This is a genomic window from Halobiforma lacisalsi AJ5 (assembly GCF_000226975.2).
Taxonomy (GTDB): domain Archaea; phylum Halobacteriota; class Halobacteria; order Halobacteriales; family Natrialbaceae; genus Natronobacterium; species Natronobacterium lacisalsi.
Genome location: NZ_CP019285.1, coordinates 506,353 through 522,321, shown reverse-complemented (window position 1 = coordinate 522,321; position 15,969 = coordinate 506,353). Strand labels below are relative to the sequence as shown.

Below are 15,969 nucleotides of genomic sequence, written 5' to 3'. Positions count from 1 at the left end.
GATCAGGGCTCGGACATCTCGTCGAACGCCGCGGCCGCCGTCCGGGTCCCCTTCGAGATGAGCACGTCGCCGCCGCGGATTTCGGCGTTCGCGTCGCCGACGAGCAACCATCCTTCGTCGGGCCGCCGGACGGCGATCACCGACATCGTCGTCTCCGTATCCGGGACGCCGGCGACGATCTCCTTGCCGTCGAGTTCGCTGCCCGGTTCGACCTCGACGCGGGTGATGATCTCGTCGCTCTCCTCGACGGCCAACTGGACGACCGGATGGACGTCGATCTCCCGGAGCACGCCCTCGCTGATGTCGATCGCCGCGTCGCTGATCACCTCGGTCGCGCTGCCCAGGTGGATCAGGCCCCGCAGGGCGACGGGGTCGGGCGCGTCCCCGGCCGCCCGGAGCGTCCAGGCCTCGAACCGCGACTCGAGGGCGTCGACCTCGACCTCGAGGTTCCGAACCTCCTCGGCCAGGGCCTCGCTGTCGAAGAGGACGGCGCTGTAGGCCAGGTCGACGGCCAGTTCCGAGAGGTTCTTCATGTGGACGATCGTGTCGACCGCCCGCTCGAGGTCCTCGACGTCGGGGGTGTCTGCGGTCGGCGGCTCGTAGCCCGTGCCGGTCATCGTCTCGCAGACGTCGCCGATGGCGATCTCGGGACCGCGCAGGAGTGCGACGTCGTCGCCCCTGATCGTCGTCGTCGGACCGGGGTTGAGCAGCCACTCGTCCCCGCGTCGGAGCGCGATCACTCGGACGCCGGTCTCGGACTCGAGGTCGATGTCCTGGAGCGTGCGGTCGGCGTACACCGAATCGGGGGCTACCACTCCGCGGACCAGCGTCTCGACGGCCTCCGGCAGGGCGGTCCGCATCGCCTCCGGCAGGCCGATGTCCTCGAGGACGACCTTTGCGATGTCGCCGGCAGCGTCGCTGATGTCGTCGGCGGCGGTGACGATCCCCAGAACGGGCGCGAGCTGTTCGGCGTCTTTCGGCTTGCGGACGGCCATCATCAGCCCCATCCGCGCGCGCATCTCGAGGACGTCCATCCGTTCCTCGAGTCGAAGCACCTCCCGGGCAATCTCCTCGCTCGAGTGAAGCACCGCGGAGTAGGCGAGGTCGATCAGCAACTCCGCCGTGTCCTTCATCTCGACGAGTACGTCCTTGACGTTGACGGGCTCGTACTCGATCGGTGCCGACGACGTCTCGCCCTCGAGCGGATCCATACTGTAACCAATCCTGCCGGTCCAAAAAACGTTTTCCGCCCCGGGTTCCCGGCTGGCGTCGCTCGGTTTTCCCCCAGCGATCGACCCCAGGCGGTTCCGACGCCACGCGATCTTCCGATACGGTTTTGGACGGCCGTCCTGAATTCACGGGTAATGCTTGACCGGACGTACGTACGCGAGAATCCCGACGAGGTTCGGGACGCACTCGACAACCGGGGTGCCGACGTCGACCTCGACGAGATTCTCGACCTCGACGAGCGGTGGCGGGAACTGAAAGCTCGCGGCGACGAACTCCGCCACGAGCGCAACCAGATCACCGAGCAGATCGGCCAACTGGTCGCGGAGGGGAAACAGGAGGAGAAAGACGAGGCCATCGAGCAGTCCAAGGAACTGAAAGCCGAGATCGAGGACGTCGAGGCCGAAGCCGACGACCTCCAGGAGGAACTCCGGGACCGAATACTCGAGGTCCCCCAGGTGCCCCACGAGAGCGTCCCGCTGGGCGTCGACGAGCGACACAACGTCGAGGACCGCCGCTGGGGGTTCGACGACCTGCGGGACGTGCCCGAGGACGTGACACCCCACTACGAACTCGGCGAGGAGATGGACATCATCGACGAGGACCGCGGTGCCAAGACCACCGGTTCCGGCTTCTACTTCCTCAAGGGTGACGGCGCCCGTTTGGAGCACGCGCTCATCCAGTTCATGATGGACGTCCACCGTGAGCAGGGGTACGTCGACCTCTTCCCGCCGGTGCCGGTCAAGAGCGCGGCGATGCGCGGAACCGGCCAGCTCCCCAAGTTCGCCGACGACGCCTACCGCATCGGCGGCAGCAACGACGAGGAGTACGAGGAGGAGGACCTCTGGCTCTGCCCCACGGCGGAGGTCCCGGTCACCAACATGTACGCCGGCGACATCCTCCTGCAGGACGACCTCCCGCTGAAACACCAGGCCTACACGCCGAACTTCCGGCGCGAGGCCGGCGAACACGGGACCGAAACCCGCGGGATCGTCCGCGTCCACCAGTTCAACAAGGTCGAACTGGTCAACTTCGTCGAACCCGAGAACAGCTACGACCGCCTCGAGGAACTGCTCGACGAGGCGGAGGAGGTGCTCCGACGGCTCGAGCTTCCGTACCGCATCCTCGAACTCTGTACCGGTGACCTCACCTTCGCGAGCGCGAAGACCTACGACATCGAGGTCTGGGCCCCCGCTGACGACATGGACGACGGCCCCGACCGCGGCGGCCGCTGGCTCGAGGTCTCGTCGGCGTCGAACTTCGAGGACTTCCAGGCCCGCCGTGCCGGACTGCGCTACCGACCCGAACGCCACGAGTCGGCCGAATACCTGCACACGCTGAACGCCTCTGGCCTCGCGATCCCGCGCGTGATGGTGGCCATCCTCGAGTACTACCAGAACGAGGACGGAACGGTCACGGTTCCGGAGGCACTGCGGCCGTACATGGACGGCCAGGAGGTCATCGAGGGCCACGAGAAGGTCGGCGAAGCCGCGCTGGGTGCGGGCGAACGCGAGTAATCGGATCGCACGAATCGTCGGTTCCGCTGCGACTTCGTTTTCGATTCCCGATGGCCGGCCCGTGGCGGCCTCGAGCCGAATCGACGACAACGAATTTCTCTCGTAACAAATATAGTCTTCAACTATGTCTTCCCGCTATGCATATTAGCCTCCGGCAGAAGGCGATCGTTGCGACCGTCGGTGTCCTGTTCGCGCTCGGTGCTGTGGTGGTATTTCCCTGGGCGCTGACCATCATCGCCTTCGCCGTGATGATCCCGTTCTTTTACACCGTGCTTACGGCTTGAACCGTCGGCCTCGGTACCTGCGGTGGCTCGAATCGCGACGTCGATCGAGGGCACACGCTACTCACACCCGTGTCTCTGTGCTCCGATAAACGGCGTCCCGAAGAGAAAACGAAGCGGCGAACGGACCGCGACAGCGCCGGTCCGGGCTGTGGATGCCTTAGATGTAGTCGATCTGCTCGGGCAGTTCGAGCTTCATGCCCTTGCGCTCGCGGATCTCCATGATCTTCTCGCGCTGGAGCGAGTCGGACATGACCTCGAAGCCGGCGTTCTCCGTGTTCCAGGACGCGCGACCCTCGGTCGCGGAGCGGATGTCGGAAGCGAACCCGATCATCTCGCCGACGGGCGCGATGCCCTCGACGACCATCAGATCGCCTTCCTGGTACATGTCGTCGACGCGGCCACGACGGCCCTGGATCTCGCCCGAAGCGGCGCCCATGTGGTCGTTGGGCACGTCGATGCGGACGTCCTGCATCGGCTCGAGCATCTTGATCTTGCCGTCGATCAGGGCGTTGTGGACCGCTTCACGGACCGCAGGGATGACCTGGGCCGGACCGCGGTGGATGGTGTCCTCGTGGAGTCGGGCGTCGTGCAGGCGGATGAGCGTCCCCTGAACCGGCTCGTTGGCGAGCGGACCGTTGTCCAGGGCCTCCTCGAGCCCCTCGACGACGAGTTCCATCGTCTCGTTCAGGTGCTGGATACCCTTCGTATCGTCGATGAGGACGTTCGTCCCGTGGATGGTCTCGACGTTCTGGGACGTGTCCTTGTCCATGCCGGCTTCCTGCAGGGCCTCGCGGCGTTCCTGCTCGGGCATGTCCATCGACGCCTCGCCGAGCTTGATCGTGTCGACGAGTTCGTCCGTCATCGGCTCGATGGAGATGTAGAAGCGGTTGTGGCGGTTCGGCGAGATCCCCTCGACCTCGGCGCTGGGTTCCTGGGGCTGTTCGCGGAAGACGACGATCGGCTCACCGGTGTTGACCGGGATGCCCTGATTCTTCTCGATACGCTGGGTGATGACCTCGAGGTGGAGTTCACCCTGCCCGGAGATCAGGTGCTCGCCGGTGTCCTCGTTGATGTCGATCTGGATCGTCGGGTCCTCCTTGGAGACCTGGCGCAGCGTCTCGATCAGCTTCGGCAGGTCGTCCATGTTCTGGGCCTCGACGGACTTCGTGATGACCGGCTCGGAGATGTGTTCGATCGACTCGAACGGCGTCATCTCCGTGCTCGAGACGGTCGAGCCGGCGATGGCGTCTTTCAGCCCCGTCACCGCAGCGATGTTCCCCGCGGGAACCTCGTCGACTTCCTCGCGTTCGCCACCCATGAAGACGCCGACGGACTGAATGCGGTTCTTGCCCGCCGTCCCGGAGACGTACAGCTCCTGGCCCTTCTCGAGGCTACCCGAGAAGACGCGACCGGAGGCGATCTCGCCGGCGTGGGGGTCCATCGAGATGTCGGTGACCATGAAGACGACCTCGCCGTCCTCGTCGACCAGGCGCATGTTCTCGGCGAGTTCGGTGTCGTCGTCGCCACGCCAGATACGCGGGATACGTCGGGGCTGGGCGTCGACGGGGTTGGGGAAGTGCTCACAGACCATGTCGAGCACGACGTCCGACAGCGGGGTCTTCTCGTGGAGTTCCTGGCGCTTGTCGGCGCGCTCGAGTTCCATGATCTCGGCGAAGTCCATCCCGGTACGCTGCATCGACGGCATAGAGACGCCCCACTTGTACAGCGCGGAACCGAAGCCGACGGTGCCGTCCTCGACGGAGACGGTCCAGTCGTCGACGTCGTCCATGTCCTCGGTCATCCCGCGGATGAGTTCGTTGACGTCGCGGATGACCGAGAGGAGTCGCTCCTGCATCTCCTCGGGGCCTTCCTGCAGTTCGGAGATCAGGCGGTCGACCTTGTTGATGAACAGGGTCGGCTTGACGCCCTCGCGCAGTGCCTGGCGCAGGACGGTCTCGGTCTGGGGCATCGCCCCTTCGACGGCGTCGACGACGACGAGCGCACCGTCGACGGCGCGCATCGCACGGGTGACGTCGCCACCGAAGTCGACGTGGCCCGGCGTGTCGATGAGGTTGATGAGGTGGTTGGTACCCTCGTACTCGTGGGTCATCGAGACGTTCGCCGCGTCGATGGTGATCCCACGTTCCTGCTCGTCTTCCTCCGTGTCCATCGCGAGCTGTTCGCCGGCAGTCTCGTCGGAGATCATGCCCGCACCAGCCAGCAGGTTGTCGGAGAGAGTCGTTTTCCCGTGGTCGACGTGAGCGGCGATGGCGATGTTCCGGATGTTCTCCGGTTCGTCCATCAGCCGTTCACACTCTTGGACGATCTTCTTGCGTCGGCCCATATACCCCCCATTACCGGTAGCGGGGTCAAAAGGGTAGTGTTTCGTCGTCGGGAGAATCCGACGCGTCTCCCGCTCGGGCGCGTGAAATATCCACTTTACGTGAGGTAACAACACGCACGAATTGTCCCGGGGGCGAACGATCGGCACCACCCATCGCGTCTCGAGCCCGTATCGGATACTCGAGCCCGCAGCCGTCGTCCCCGGTCTCGGGCGCTCTCGCTCGCCGACCGTCGTCTCGCGGCCTGCGCAACCGGGCGTAAGAGACATGGTTGGACGGCTATTGGTATAGGTACGCATGGACCTCCGCGTTCAGGGGCCGGGCCCGACTTCACCGTTTCTCAGCGCCCGCGACCTCTTCGAGACCGAACACGATCTCTCGCTCCCCGTTCACGTCCACCTCCGGGACGACCCCGACGAACGAACGTGGGCGGGCCACTACGAGGACCGCCACGTCCTCAACATCTCGAGACAGGCTGCCTCGAGTGCGATGGCTCGGGAACTCGCGTTACACGAGTTCGCACACATGGCCAGATACGAGCAGGAACACCCCTCCCACACCCAGTCGATCGAGGAGGTACTCTTCCTCGCGCTGGCTGGAAAGAGCGTCGAACGGCGGAAACTCGCCCACTGCCGCCAGATCGCCAACCACATGAAAGACATCTACGCCGACGACATCACGCTCTCGGTCGGCCCCGGCGAGAAACTGCTCGCCTTCCTCGAGTCCAGCCTCGCGACGGCCGTCGCGGACCGACCGGACACGCCCTCCAGACAGGGGCTTCGGCTCTCGGCGAGCGCCGACCCGGAGATTACAGCCGTGAACGCAGCATTCGCGCTGGCGCTCGCGGAACGACACGATCTCGTCGACGAGAACCACCGACTGTACGACCTCGCGCGCGTCGCGGCGATGGACGCACCGGGAGTCAACTTCGAGGGGTTCAAGCGGCGGTTCCGGGAACTCGCGCGCGACCCCGACTCGAGCGGGTACCGGCAGGAACTCGTCGACGCGACCAGGGACTACGTCGGGGGCGAACGCCTCGCGGCGGACTGACACCCCGATTTTCCCTCCCGTACGGTTTCCTGTAAGTCGTTTCCGGCGCAACCGCGACTAGGGCGGCAGTTGCGCCGGTACATCGGGACAGCAATCCGTATCAGCCATCACTCCGGCAGCAACATGACGACCGACGTCGTGTTGTGGAAACCGCTCAACTGTCCGCGCTCCATACAGAGTTCGCCGTAGGTTTCGATTCCGGTGAAGGGTACCTCGAGTTCGTCGGCCATCGCGTCGACGGCCTCGCCGAACTCGTCCTCGAGGATGATCGATCGGCAGGCACAGTCGTAGACGAATCCGCCGGCGATCCCGCTCGAGCTGGCCACGGCGTTCTCGACGGCTTCGCGGGCGGTGTCTCGAGCGGATTCGATCTGTTCGGGTTTGGGGCTGTGCATCACTCGCAACTCGGTTCCCTCTGGGACGCCGACGGGAAAGTCGAGGTGCCCCGCCGTCGTCAGGGACAGCCCCGGCCAGCGGATCTTGTAGCCGTCGTCGCTGGCTCCCCGGCCCTCCTCGATGCCGAACTCGAACTCGGTCAACAGCCCGAGCAACTCGAGGCTGCCGTCCTCGAGGCCCTCGACATCGATCTCGCGGCCGCGCTCGGCGAGGTACGGTTCGACGGCCTCGCGCCAGGCCTCGAAGGCCGGTTTCCCGTCGAGCTCGAGGACGCGCCCGCCCTCCGAGTTCGTCACTGTCATCGGCTCGGAGATCGGCGAGTGGCCGTGATCGACGCTGATCGTCACCGGCTCCGTCGACGCCAGCATGCCGACGACGACCGCGTCGGAGGCAACCGTGTCGTTCCGGAAGACGTGGGTCGCCTCCATCGCCAGGTCGTCCCCGGCCGAGCCGCCGACGAAGCTCACGTCGTGGCCCAGGTTGCGCTGGGTCGCGACCGCGACCTGGTCGCCGACGCCCGCCAGCCCGTCGTGGAGGACGATCGCCGACCGGTGGGGGTATCCCTCGACTGCGGCCGGCAGCCCGTCGACGGCCTCGTTGACCGCGGCCGCGACGCCCGCCGAGAGGTCGGTCCCGATCCCGCTGAAAAACCGGATCGAGTCGCTGGCCACGAGCGCGACGGTCACGCTCCCCTCGGTACTGGTTTCCTCGGTGAACTCACCCGACGACGAGGAGCCGATCAGCTCGACGTCGTCTCCGACGACCGACCGGATCCCGGAAAGCACCGCGTCGTAGTCGTACTCCGGCGAACAGAACACCTGCCCGAAGTCGACGCGACCGTCGGTCTCGAGGCCTTCGGCCGCCCGTGTCGCGGCTTCCTTCCCGACCGCGAACCCGTCGTCGCCGACGGCGACGCCGCTGGCGAACTGGGTCGACAGGCCGTCGTCGTCGACGTCGGTGAACTCGAACGCCGTTTCGTCGGCCGCGTCGGCGTTCCCCGACCGAGCGGCCGGTTCTCCGTCACCCTCGAGTTCGTTACCGGCGGTCGACGTCGCCGTGGCCACGTCCGCATCCGCGGCTGCGACCGCGACGTCGCCGCCCTCGGACTCCGGAAGCGTCCGCTCGTGGCCCGGCACCTCCGCGCGCGCTTTGTACATGTCGAGCGTATCCCGGAGCCACGCCGCGTTCTCCGCGAGTTCGGCCGCGCCGTCCGAGACGCTCGAGAGCGCGGACGTCTGTTCTTCGGCCGAGGCGGCGACGTTCGCGGCCAGCCCCGACGTCCGTTCGCTGATCGTCGCCGTCTCGTCGACCAGTGCGACGACCTGCTGGGTCGACTCGGCCTGCTGGTCGGCGGCCGCGTGGATCTCCTGGACCCCGTCGTTGGTCCCCTCGGCGTACTCGGCGATCTCCTCGAGTGCGGCCAGCGCGTGCTCGACCGAGTCGGTGTGGTCCGCGATCATCGCCTCGGTCTCGGTGACCGTCTGCGTCGCCGATGCGGTCCGTTCCTGGATCCGCTCGAGGCGAGTCTCGATCCGTTCGGCGGCCGACTGGACCTCGCTCGCGAGGTCCTTGACCTCCGAGGCGACGACCGCGAACCCTTCGCCGTCGTCCCCGCCACTCCCGCGGGAGGCCTCGATGTTGGCGTTCAACGCCAGCATGTTCGTCTGGTGGGCGATGTCGGCGATCAGTTCGACGAGTTCGTCGATCGCCTCGACGTCCTCGTGGAGCGTCTCGATCGCTTCGACGGCCTCGGTCGACCCCGTCTCGATCTCCTCGAGGCCGTCGATTGCCGTCCGCGCTGCTTCCCGTCCCTCCCGGCCGGTCTCGACGGTCTCGGCCGAGAGCGATGCGACGCGTTCCGAGCGGCTCGCGATCTCCTCGATGTTCGACGAGAGGACGTCCATCTCGGCGTTGACTGCCTCGAGGCGCTCGGACTGGACCGAGGAGCCGTCGGCGATCTCCTGGATGTCGTCGCTGATCTCCGTACTCGCCGTGGTCACTTCGTCCGTGCCGGCCAGCAGTTCGTCGCTCGAGGTGACAACGAGCGCCACGAAGTCCTTGAGCTGGCGGATCGTTCCCTCGAGTTCGTCCATCATCGCGTTGAACTCCTCGGCAACGTCAAGTGGGGCGTCCTCGTCGGGTTCGATCCGGTGGGCGAGCCGCCCGGCCGCACACAGCCCCATCGCTTCCTCGAGATCGGCTGCCTGTGCCTCGATCCGTTCGTTTCGAGCCTCGAGACGGTCGGTTTCGTCCTTGAGCTCGGTCGTTCGTTCGCGGAGTCTGCGGTTCTCCTTGAGCGTCGCCTCGACGGCGTCGCCCAGGTCCGCGGTGTCGCTCATCGCGTCGAACTCGTAGCCGACGGCCTCGGCGTCACCGGGCCTCGCTTCGGTCTCGATCCGCTCGATCGTGCCGTCGATGCGACTGCTCGACCAGTGACCCAGTACCGTTCCGACGACGACGATCAGCGCGCCGCCGCCCAGCAGGCCCGGCAACCCGGCCAGGAACCCGGCACCGACGACCGCGGCTGCGATGCCGACCGATAGTACTCCGAACCGGAACGCGGACGCTGCTGACGACGAACTGAATACCCACTCCATGCGACCACCATGATATCGACCGTACAAGAATACCGGTGATAAAAACTCGAGTTGCGTTCACTCGACCGGTCGACGAGGTGGAGACGTCGGGAAGCAACGCTTTCGGGGTTGGAACTTTCCCCCACTTTTGCGATGCTCGAGTTGCTGCCGCGGTTACGAGATGCGAGACACGGCGGGCCGGGAGGAGAATCAGAGCGGGCGCTACGGATACGGGGACAGAAAAAACGAAAGACAGCGATCGACCGCACGACGGTCGGCCGTCGGTGTGACCGTCGTTAGCGGGCAGCCGCCGCGACGCGCTCTTTCTCTTCTTTCTGGCTGACTGCGTAGGTCTGGACGTCGTAGTTGGCCGCGCCGATGAGCTGGCTGGCGATGGCCTCCTCGACGGGCGTCGTCGTCTTGAACGAGTCGCTGTGGACGCCTTCGGCCAGGAACTTCAGGGCCTGGTCGACCCGGCGCTGCGGGGCGACGTCGACGGCCTTCGGGACCGAAATACCGCCGTACTTCAGGCGGACGGTCTCTTCCCGGGGAGCGGCGTTCTCGACGGCGGTCACGAGCACCTGCACCGGGTTCTCCTCGGTACGCTCGTGGATGATGTCGAACGCGTCACGGACGTAGTTGAGCGTCTTCTGCTTCTTGCCCGTGTTCTCCTCCGTCTGCATCAGCCGGTTGATGAACCGCTCGACGATGGAGATCTGGGACTTCTTGAACTGCTTGCTGGCGTGACGGCCGGCCGTGTGAGCGACGGGCGTCACCGTGATGTAGCGCTCGGTCGAGGGGTCACCGTACTCGATCTCGCCGATCTCCCACTCGCCGAACAGTTTCGCCGACACGTCCGCGCCGCCCGCGGGGGCGTCCGGATCGGGTTGGTCTTCCGCCGACATGGTTATCGCACCGGTTTCTCCGCGTTTCCGCGAACGAGTTCCTTCAGCGCGACGCCGTTGACCTTGTCGACCTTGTAGTTGACACCGGAGAGGTCGCCCATCGCACGACCCTTCGCCCCACCGATACCGGCGATGGTGACTTCGTCGTGTTCGTCGATGAACGAGATCGCACCGTCACCGGGACAGAACGCGGTGACCTGTTTCCCGTTCTTGATCAGCTGGACCCGGACGCACTTTCGGATCGCCGAGTTGGGCTGTTTGGCTTCGATGCCGACCTTTTCCAGTACGATACCTCGACCCTGCGGAGCGCCCTCGAGGGGGTCGGACTTCTCGCGAAGCCCACGGGCGCGGCGCGCGTAGTCGGAGTCGGACCACCGCTGCTCCTGGCGGTCCTTCTTGAGCTTGCGCGCGGCGTACTTGCCGTTTGCCATGCGCGTCGATATCCGATGGAGGCACTTAAGCAACCCGTTTCGAATCGACGTTACGCCTCGAGAGCGCGCGAGGTACCCCGCTCGCGGGATCTGACGGCGTTTCGTCCTCGCGAGTTACCGACGGAGCGTGCCGTAGCGCGCCTCGGCCGCCGAGAGGTTCCCGAACGAGTACGGCGATATCGGCCGGTGTTTTCACCGGGCGGGAACCGCATACGGCTTTTACCCCTTCCGTGTGCTACGGTTGGGCAATGACAGGGAGCTCAGACGCCGTCGACCCGTTCCGGTCCATCGAGCTACCCGACGGGAGCGATCCCGTTTCGAAGGGGATCGTTCGCCGGATACGGGCAAACGACGGCACGGTGACGGTCGAGGTCGCGATCGACGGACTCGGCGACGACCTCGCGGAACGGATCGTCGAGCAGATCCGTGGAGCGGCGCTTGCGATGCCGGAGGCCGATCACGTCCGGATCCAGCCGCTCCGGGATCCCGACACGGACATCGATCTGCCGACGGTCGATCACGTCCTCGCGGTCGCGAGCGCGAAAGGCGGCGTCGGCAAGACGACGGTCGCGGTCGCCCTCGCACGGACGCTTTCGGCCAGGGGACTCGACGTCGGGCTCTTCGACGCGGACATCTACGGGCCGAACGTCCCGCACCTGCTCGAGGACGTCGAGGGGCCGGTGTTGACCAACGAGAACGGCCAGCCGGTGCCTCTCGAGACCGACGACGGCCTGCAGATGCTCAGCCCGGGCGTGGTCGGCGGCGACGCGCCGACCGCTCGCCGTGGCGCGATCGCCTACGGCGCGGTCGAGAACCTGCTGGGCCAGGGGGCCTGGGACGAGCGAGACGTACTTATTCTCGATATGCCCGCGGGCACGGACGACGTCGTCGGCGCGGCCCTGGAACACGTCCCGGTCGACGGCGCGGTCTTCGTGACGACGCCGTTCGACGCCAGCGTCGACGACACTCATCGGACCGTCGACCTGTTCGAGGAGAACGGGGTCGCACCGGTCGCCGCTGTCGTGAACATGAACGGGTTCGACTGTGAGTGCTGCGGGGAGCGCAACCGGCTGTTCGAGGACCCCGTCGACCTGGCGGTGCCGGCGGTTCACGAACTCCCGTTCGACCGCGACCTCCAGTCGAACCCCGGCGGCGAGGACGCCCCCGAGGCCGTCGTGGACCTCGCGGAGAGCGTCGAGTCGTTCGTCGACGACGTGCTCGAAGCGGTCCCCGAGGGGGCGCTCGACCTCCGGGGGCTACCGCCGGCCAGCCAGGCACGGCAGTTGAGCGACGAACTGGCGGCTGCCGAGGACGGCGGTACCGTCAGCGCGGTCGTCGAGGACCCGACGGCGGTGGGCGAGACGATCCGCTCGGACGCCCCGGACCTGCTCGCCGGGACGGAACGGAAGGGGCTGAGTACCACTGGTGGGCTGCTCGAACTGACTCGAGCGTAGCGGGCGAGCAGCAACTCGAGCGTCTTCTTTGGCTGTCGTTCGTGCCGGGCCGACACTTAAACGACCGAGCGAACATCTTCGCTATCTTCTCACACGGCAGGAACTATCTACCGTGACTTATGATCTCGCTGTGCTGGAGTCACGTATGCCGCTCGAACAGAAGCGGTGGCACTGGCCATCGGCCATCGAGCGCGAGCGTCGTTTCGAAACCGATGCGAGCGCAGCGGCGGAGGTGGTGCCAGCATGACTGACAGCGAGCACGAGCACGACCGTCGATCGCTCGACGAGGTTCGAACGGACGGTGGAGCATCGATCTCACGTCGGGAACTCCTGGGTGGTGCCGGTGCAGCCGGTATCGCCGGCTTCGCGGGCTGTTCTCGACTGTTCGACGACGGGCAGGCTGACCAAGAGCCCGGAGACGGAGAGACGGCCTTTTCCAACCCGCTCGCGGAGTATCCGAATCGCGAGTGGGAAGACCACTACCGCGACGTCTGGGACGTCGACGACACCTATTACCTGGCGTGTCGCCCCAACGACACCCACAACTGCTACCTCGAGGCGAACGTCAAGAACGGCGTCGTCACCCGGCTCGGCCCGTCGATGAACTACGGCGATGCCGAGGACCTGTACGGCAACGAGGCCTCGGATCGCTGGGATCCGCGGGTCTGTCAGAAGGGCCTGTCGATGGTCGAGCGGTTCTACGGCGAGCGCCGCGTGACCTCGCCGATGATCCGGCAGGGGTTCAAAGACTGGGTCGACGAGGGCTTCCCGCGCGACGAGGACGGCTCCATGCCCGAGGAGTACGCCCAGCGCGGCGAGGATAGCTGGTACGAGGCGTCCTGGGACGAAGCCTACGAGTACGCCGCGGCGGCGTTCGTCGAGATCGCCGACCACTACTCCGGCGACGAGGCCCAGGAGATGCTCTTGGAGCAGGGGTACGACGAACGCGTCGTCGAAGAGATGCAGGGTGTGGGCACGCGCACGATGAAGTTCCGCGGCGGGATGCCGATGCTGAGCACGCTCGGTCTCTTCGGCGAGTACCGGTTCGCCAACTCGATGGCGCTGCTGGACCACCACGTCCGGGGCGTCAGCGAGGACGACGCGCTGGGTGCCGTCGGCGGGGACAACTACTCGTTCCACACCGACCTGCCGCCGGGCCATCCGATGGTGACCGGCCAGCAGACGGTCGACTTCGACCTGGCGAACGTCGAGTACGCCGACCACATCGTGATGGCCGGGATGAACTGGATCTGCACGAAGATGGCCGACTCCCACTGGCTGACCGAGGCCAAGATGCGCGGGGCCAAGGTCACGGGCATCTACACCGACTACAACGCCACGGCCTCGAAGTGCGACGAACTGGTCATCATCCGCCCGGCGACCGACACGGCGCTGTTCCTCGGCGTTTCCCAGCAGATCATCGCAAACGGCGACTACGACGAGGAGTTCGTCCGGTCGAACACGGACCTCCCCCTGCTGGTCCGCATGGACACCGGCGATCACCTCCGGGCCAGCGACGTCTTCGAGGATTACGACCCCGCGGACCTCGAGAAGACGCGGGTCGCCCCGGCCGACGAACACCCGGCCCCGACGACCGTCGACACCGACGAGCAGTGGATCACGCCCGAACAGCGCGAGGACTGGGACGACTTCGTGGTCTACGATACCGAGGCCGGCGGCGTCACCCCGGTCGACCGCGAGGAGGTCGGCGACGAGTTCGACGTCGAGGCCGCCCTCGAGGGTAGCTGGGAACTCGAACTCGCCGACGGCGAGACCGTCGAGGTCCGTCCCGTCTTCGATCTGATCTCCGAGTACCTCGAGGAGACCTGGGACGCCGAGTCGACGGCCGACGTCACGGGAACCGAACCCGAGGCCGTCGAGAACCTCGCCGAGGAGTTCGCCGACAACAAAGAGGAGACGCTCATCCTCACCGGGATGGGGCCCAACCAGTACTTCAACGGCGACCTGAAGGACCGCGCCGCATTCCTGCTGGCTTCGCTGACCAGCAACATCGGGACCCACAGCGGCAACCTCGGTAGCTACGCGGGGAACTACCGCGCGGCCATGCTCAACGGGATTCCCCACTACCACCTCGAGGATCCGTTCGACCCCGAACTCGATCCCGAGGCCGACTCCACCGTCGACGGCCGCATCACGATGGAGTCGATGCACTTCTACTCGAACCTCGACAAGCCGCTGAAGATCGACGGGGAGTACCACATGGGCGACTCCCACATGAACACCCCCTCGAAATCGTTCTGGGTCGCCGGGTCGAACTCCATCCTCGGCAACGCCAAGGGCTCGTACAAGATCATCGAGGATATGCTCCGAGAGGGGCAGATCGAGGCGTTCTTCTGCAACGAGTGGTGGTGGACGATGACCTGCGAGTACAGCGACATCGTCTTCCCCGTCGACTCGTGGGCCGAACAGAAGGTCCACGACGTCACCGCTTCGGTCACGAACCCGTTCCTGATGGTGTTCCCCGAGGCCGACCTCGATCGCATCTACGACACCCGCCACGACTGTCAGGTCTACAAGGGCGTCGCCGAGAAGCTGGCCGAGGAGTTCGACGAACCCCGCTTCGAACAGATGTGGGAGTTCATCGACGAGGACGAGTACCAGGCCAAACCGTACCTCCAGCGCATCCTCGACAACTCCAACATGACGAAGGGGTACGACGTCGAGGATCTGCTCGAGCGCGCCCGACGCGGCGAGCCGCGGCTGATGATGGGGACGACCTATCCGTCGAAGGTCGGCACCCGCCAGGTCGAGGACGACGAGCCGTGGTACACGCGCACGGGTCGCCTCGAGTTCTTCCGCGAGGAGGAGACCTGGACCGAGGTCGGCGAGAACCTCCCGGTCCACCGGGAGGCCATCGACGGGACGGTCTACAGGCCGAACGTCATCGTCGACGACAGCGACCACCCGCTGATCGACCCCGAGACGCCCGCGGACCTGGGCTGGGACGACGACAAGGTCGACGACCCCGACGCCCGCCAGGTCCGCAACGAGGTGTTGAGCACCGACGAACTGCTCGAGTCGAACCACCCCTTACAGGACGTCGACCCGGGCTTCAAGTACTCCTACATGACGCCGAAGTACCGCCACGGGGCGCACACGTTCTGTAACGCCCTGCCGAACATCGCGGTCTGGTGGGGCCCCTTCGGGGACCGTGACCGCGAGGACGAGCGCAAGCCGTACTTCGGCGAGGGGTTCGTCGAGATGAACCCCGAGGACGCCCGGGAGGAGGGCTTCGAGGACGGCGACTACGTCTGGGTCGACCCCGACCCGAGCGACCGTCCCTACCCCAGCGCGGACGGCGACCCCGAGGAGTACACGCGCGCGCTGATGCGCGTGCGGTACCAGCCGGCGATGCCCCGCAACGTGACCCGTAGCTGGTTCAACCTCAACCAGACCAGTCACGCCACGGCGGAGGCGACGCCGGACCGCGAGGGGATGGCGAAAAACGAGGAGACCGACTACGTCTCGCTGTATCGACGCGGCGGCCACCAGAGCATGACCCGCTCGTGGCTCCGGCCGACCATCCTGACCGACGAGATGAACCGCAAGGGGCTGATGGGCCAGTCCATCGGGAAGGGGTTCGCCCCGGACGTCCACTGTGCCAACGGTGCGCCCCGCGAATCGTTCGTCAAGTTCGAGAAGGAAGGCGATGCCGGGGAGGACGGCGAAGGCCTCTGGCGACCCGCCGAAATGGGGCTGCGCCCCGGCTACGAGAACGAGACGATGGAGCAGTATCTCGACGGCGAATTCACATCAACGGAGTGAT

General features: G+C 66.1%; 10 protein-coding genes. 5 read left to right on the top strand and 5 right to left on the bottom strand.

Going from position 1 to position 15,969, the window contains the following annotated elements:
• Window positions 1-2: 2 nt before the first annotated feature.
• Window positions 3-1,211 (bottom strand): potassium channel family protein, encoded by a 1,209-nt coding sequence (locus CHINAEXTREME_RS02380; RefSeq protein ID WP_007142105.1) that lies wholly within the window; start codon window positions 1,209-1,211, stop codon window positions 3-5.
• 153 nt (window positions 1,212-1,364) lie between these two features.
• On the opposite strand from CHINAEXTREME_RS02380, the gene serS reads away from it, so the two are divergent.
• Both serS and CHINAEXTREME_RS21740 read left to right on the top strand, forming a co-directional pair.
• Window positions 1,365-2,744, top strand: a complete 1,380-nt coding sequence (serS, locus tag CHINAEXTREME_RS02375; protein ID WP_007142106.1) for a serine--tRNA ligase — start codon at window positions 1,365-1,367, stop codon at window positions 2,742-2,744.
• A 137-nt stretch (window positions 2,745-2,881) separates the two neighbouring features.
• A complete protein-coding gene (locus CHINAEXTREME_RS21740; protein ID WP_007142107.1) occupies window positions 2,882-3,028 on the top strand; it encodes a hypothetical protein in 147 nt (48 codons plus the stop codon).
• A gap of 157 nt (window positions 3,029-3,185) precedes the next feature.
• Here CHINAEXTREME_RS21740 and CHINAEXTREME_RS02370 read toward each other — a convergent pair whose 3' ends face one another.
• Window positions 3,186-5,372, bottom strand: a complete 2,187-nt coding sequence (locus CHINAEXTREME_RS02370) for an elongation factor EF-2 (RefSeq protein WP_007142108.1) — start codon at window positions 5,370-5,372, stop codon at window positions 3,186-3,188.
• A gap of 295 nt (window positions 5,373-5,667) precedes the next feature.
• Here CHINAEXTREME_RS02370 and CHINAEXTREME_RS02365 point away from each other — a divergent pair, with 295 nt between their 5' ends.
• Window positions 5,668-6,420, top strand: a complete 753-nt coding sequence (locus CHINAEXTREME_RS02365) for a DUF5781 family protein (RefSeq protein ID WP_007142109.1) — start codon at window positions 5,668-5,670, stop codon at window positions 6,418-6,420.
• A gap of 107 nt (window positions 6,421-6,527) precedes the next feature.
• On the opposite strand, the gene CHINAEXTREME_RS02360 is transcribed toward CHINAEXTREME_RS02365, so the two are convergent.
• The 3 genes from CHINAEXTREME_RS02360 to CHINAEXTREME_RS02350 form a co-directional block, all read right to left on the bottom strand.
• Window positions 6,528-9,413: an FIST N-terminal domain-containing protein gene (locus CHINAEXTREME_RS02360; RefSeq protein WP_007142110.1), complete on the bottom strand. Its 2,886-nt coding sequence runs from the start codon at window positions 9,411-9,413 to the stop codon at window positions 6,528-6,530.
• Between the two features lie 275 nt (window positions 9,414-9,688).
• The gene (locus CHINAEXTREME_RS02355) at window positions 9,689-10,297 is read right to left on the bottom strand and encodes a 30S ribosomal protein S7 (protein WP_007142111.1); all 609 of its coding nucleotides are present in this window, start codon (window positions 10,295-10,297) and stop codon (window positions 9,689-9,691) included.
• Window positions 10,298-10,299: 2 nt separating this feature from the next.
• Window positions 10,300-10,728: a 30S ribosomal protein S12 gene (locus tag CHINAEXTREME_RS02350; protein WP_006671958.1), complete on the bottom strand. Its 429-nt coding sequence runs from the start codon at window positions 10,726-10,728 to the stop codon at window positions 10,300-10,302.
• A gap of 248 nt (window positions 10,729-10,976) precedes the next feature.
• Here CHINAEXTREME_RS02350 and CHINAEXTREME_RS02345 point away from each other — a divergent pair, with 248 nt between their 5' ends.
• Window positions 10,977-12,182 carry a P-loop NTPase gene (locus CHINAEXTREME_RS02345; RefSeq protein WP_007142112.1) on the top strand — a complete coding sequence of 402 codons (1,206 nt, stop codon included), beginning with the start codon at window positions 10,977-10,979 and terminating at the stop codon, window positions 12,180-12,182.
• A 243-nt stretch (window positions 12,183-12,425) separates the two neighbouring features.
• Entirely contained in the window at window positions 12,426-15,968 is a 3,543-nt protein-coding gene (locus CHINAEXTREME_RS02340) for a molybdopterin-dependent oxidoreductase (protein WP_007142113.1), read from the top strand.
• Window position 15,969: the final 1 nt, after the last annotated feature.

What these genes read in the sequence shown, in the direction of transcription:
- CHINAEXTREME_RS02380 (WP_007142105.1), bottom strand. Translation starts at nt 1,211, where the DNA reads ATGGATCCGCTCGAGGGCGAGACGTCGTCGGCACCGATCGAGTACGAG.
- serS (WP_007142106.1), top strand. Translation starts at nt 1,365, where the DNA reads ATGCTTGACCGGACGTACGTACGCGAGAATCCCGACGAGGTTCGGGAC.
- CHINAEXTREME_RS21740 (WP_007142107.1), top strand. Translation starts at nt 2,882, where the DNA reads ATGCATATTAGCCTCCGGCAGAAGGCGATCGTTGCGACCGTCGGTGTC.
- CHINAEXTREME_RS02370 (WP_007142108.1), bottom strand. Translation starts at nt 5,372, where the DNA reads ATGGGCCGACGCAAGAAGATCGTCCAAGAGTGTGAACGGCTGATGGAC.
- CHINAEXTREME_RS02365 (WP_007142109.1), top strand. Translation starts at nt 5,668, where the DNA reads ATGGACCTCCGCGTTCAGGGGCCGGGCCCGACTTCACCGTTTCTCAGC.
- CHINAEXTREME_RS02360 (WP_007142110.1), bottom strand. Translation starts at nt 9,413, where the DNA reads ATGGAGTGGGTATTCAGTTCGTCGTCAGCAGCGTCCGCGTTCCGGTTC.
- CHINAEXTREME_RS02355 (WP_007142111.1), bottom strand. Translation starts at nt 10,297, where the DNA reads ATGTCGGCGGAAGACCAACCCGATCCGGACGCCCCCGCGGGCGGCGCG.
- CHINAEXTREME_RS02350 (WP_006671958.1), bottom strand. Translation starts at nt 10,728, where the DNA reads ATGGCAAACGGCAAGTACGCCGCGCGCAAGCTCAAGAAGGACCGCCAG.
- CHINAEXTREME_RS02345 (WP_007142112.1), top strand. Translation starts at nt 10,977, where the DNA reads ATGACAGGGAGCTCAGACGCCGTCGACCCGTTCCGGTCCATCGAGCTA.
- CHINAEXTREME_RS02340 (WP_007142113.1), top strand. Translation starts at nt 12,426, where the DNA reads ATGACTGACAGCGAGCACGAGCACGACCGTCGATCGCTCGACGAGGTT.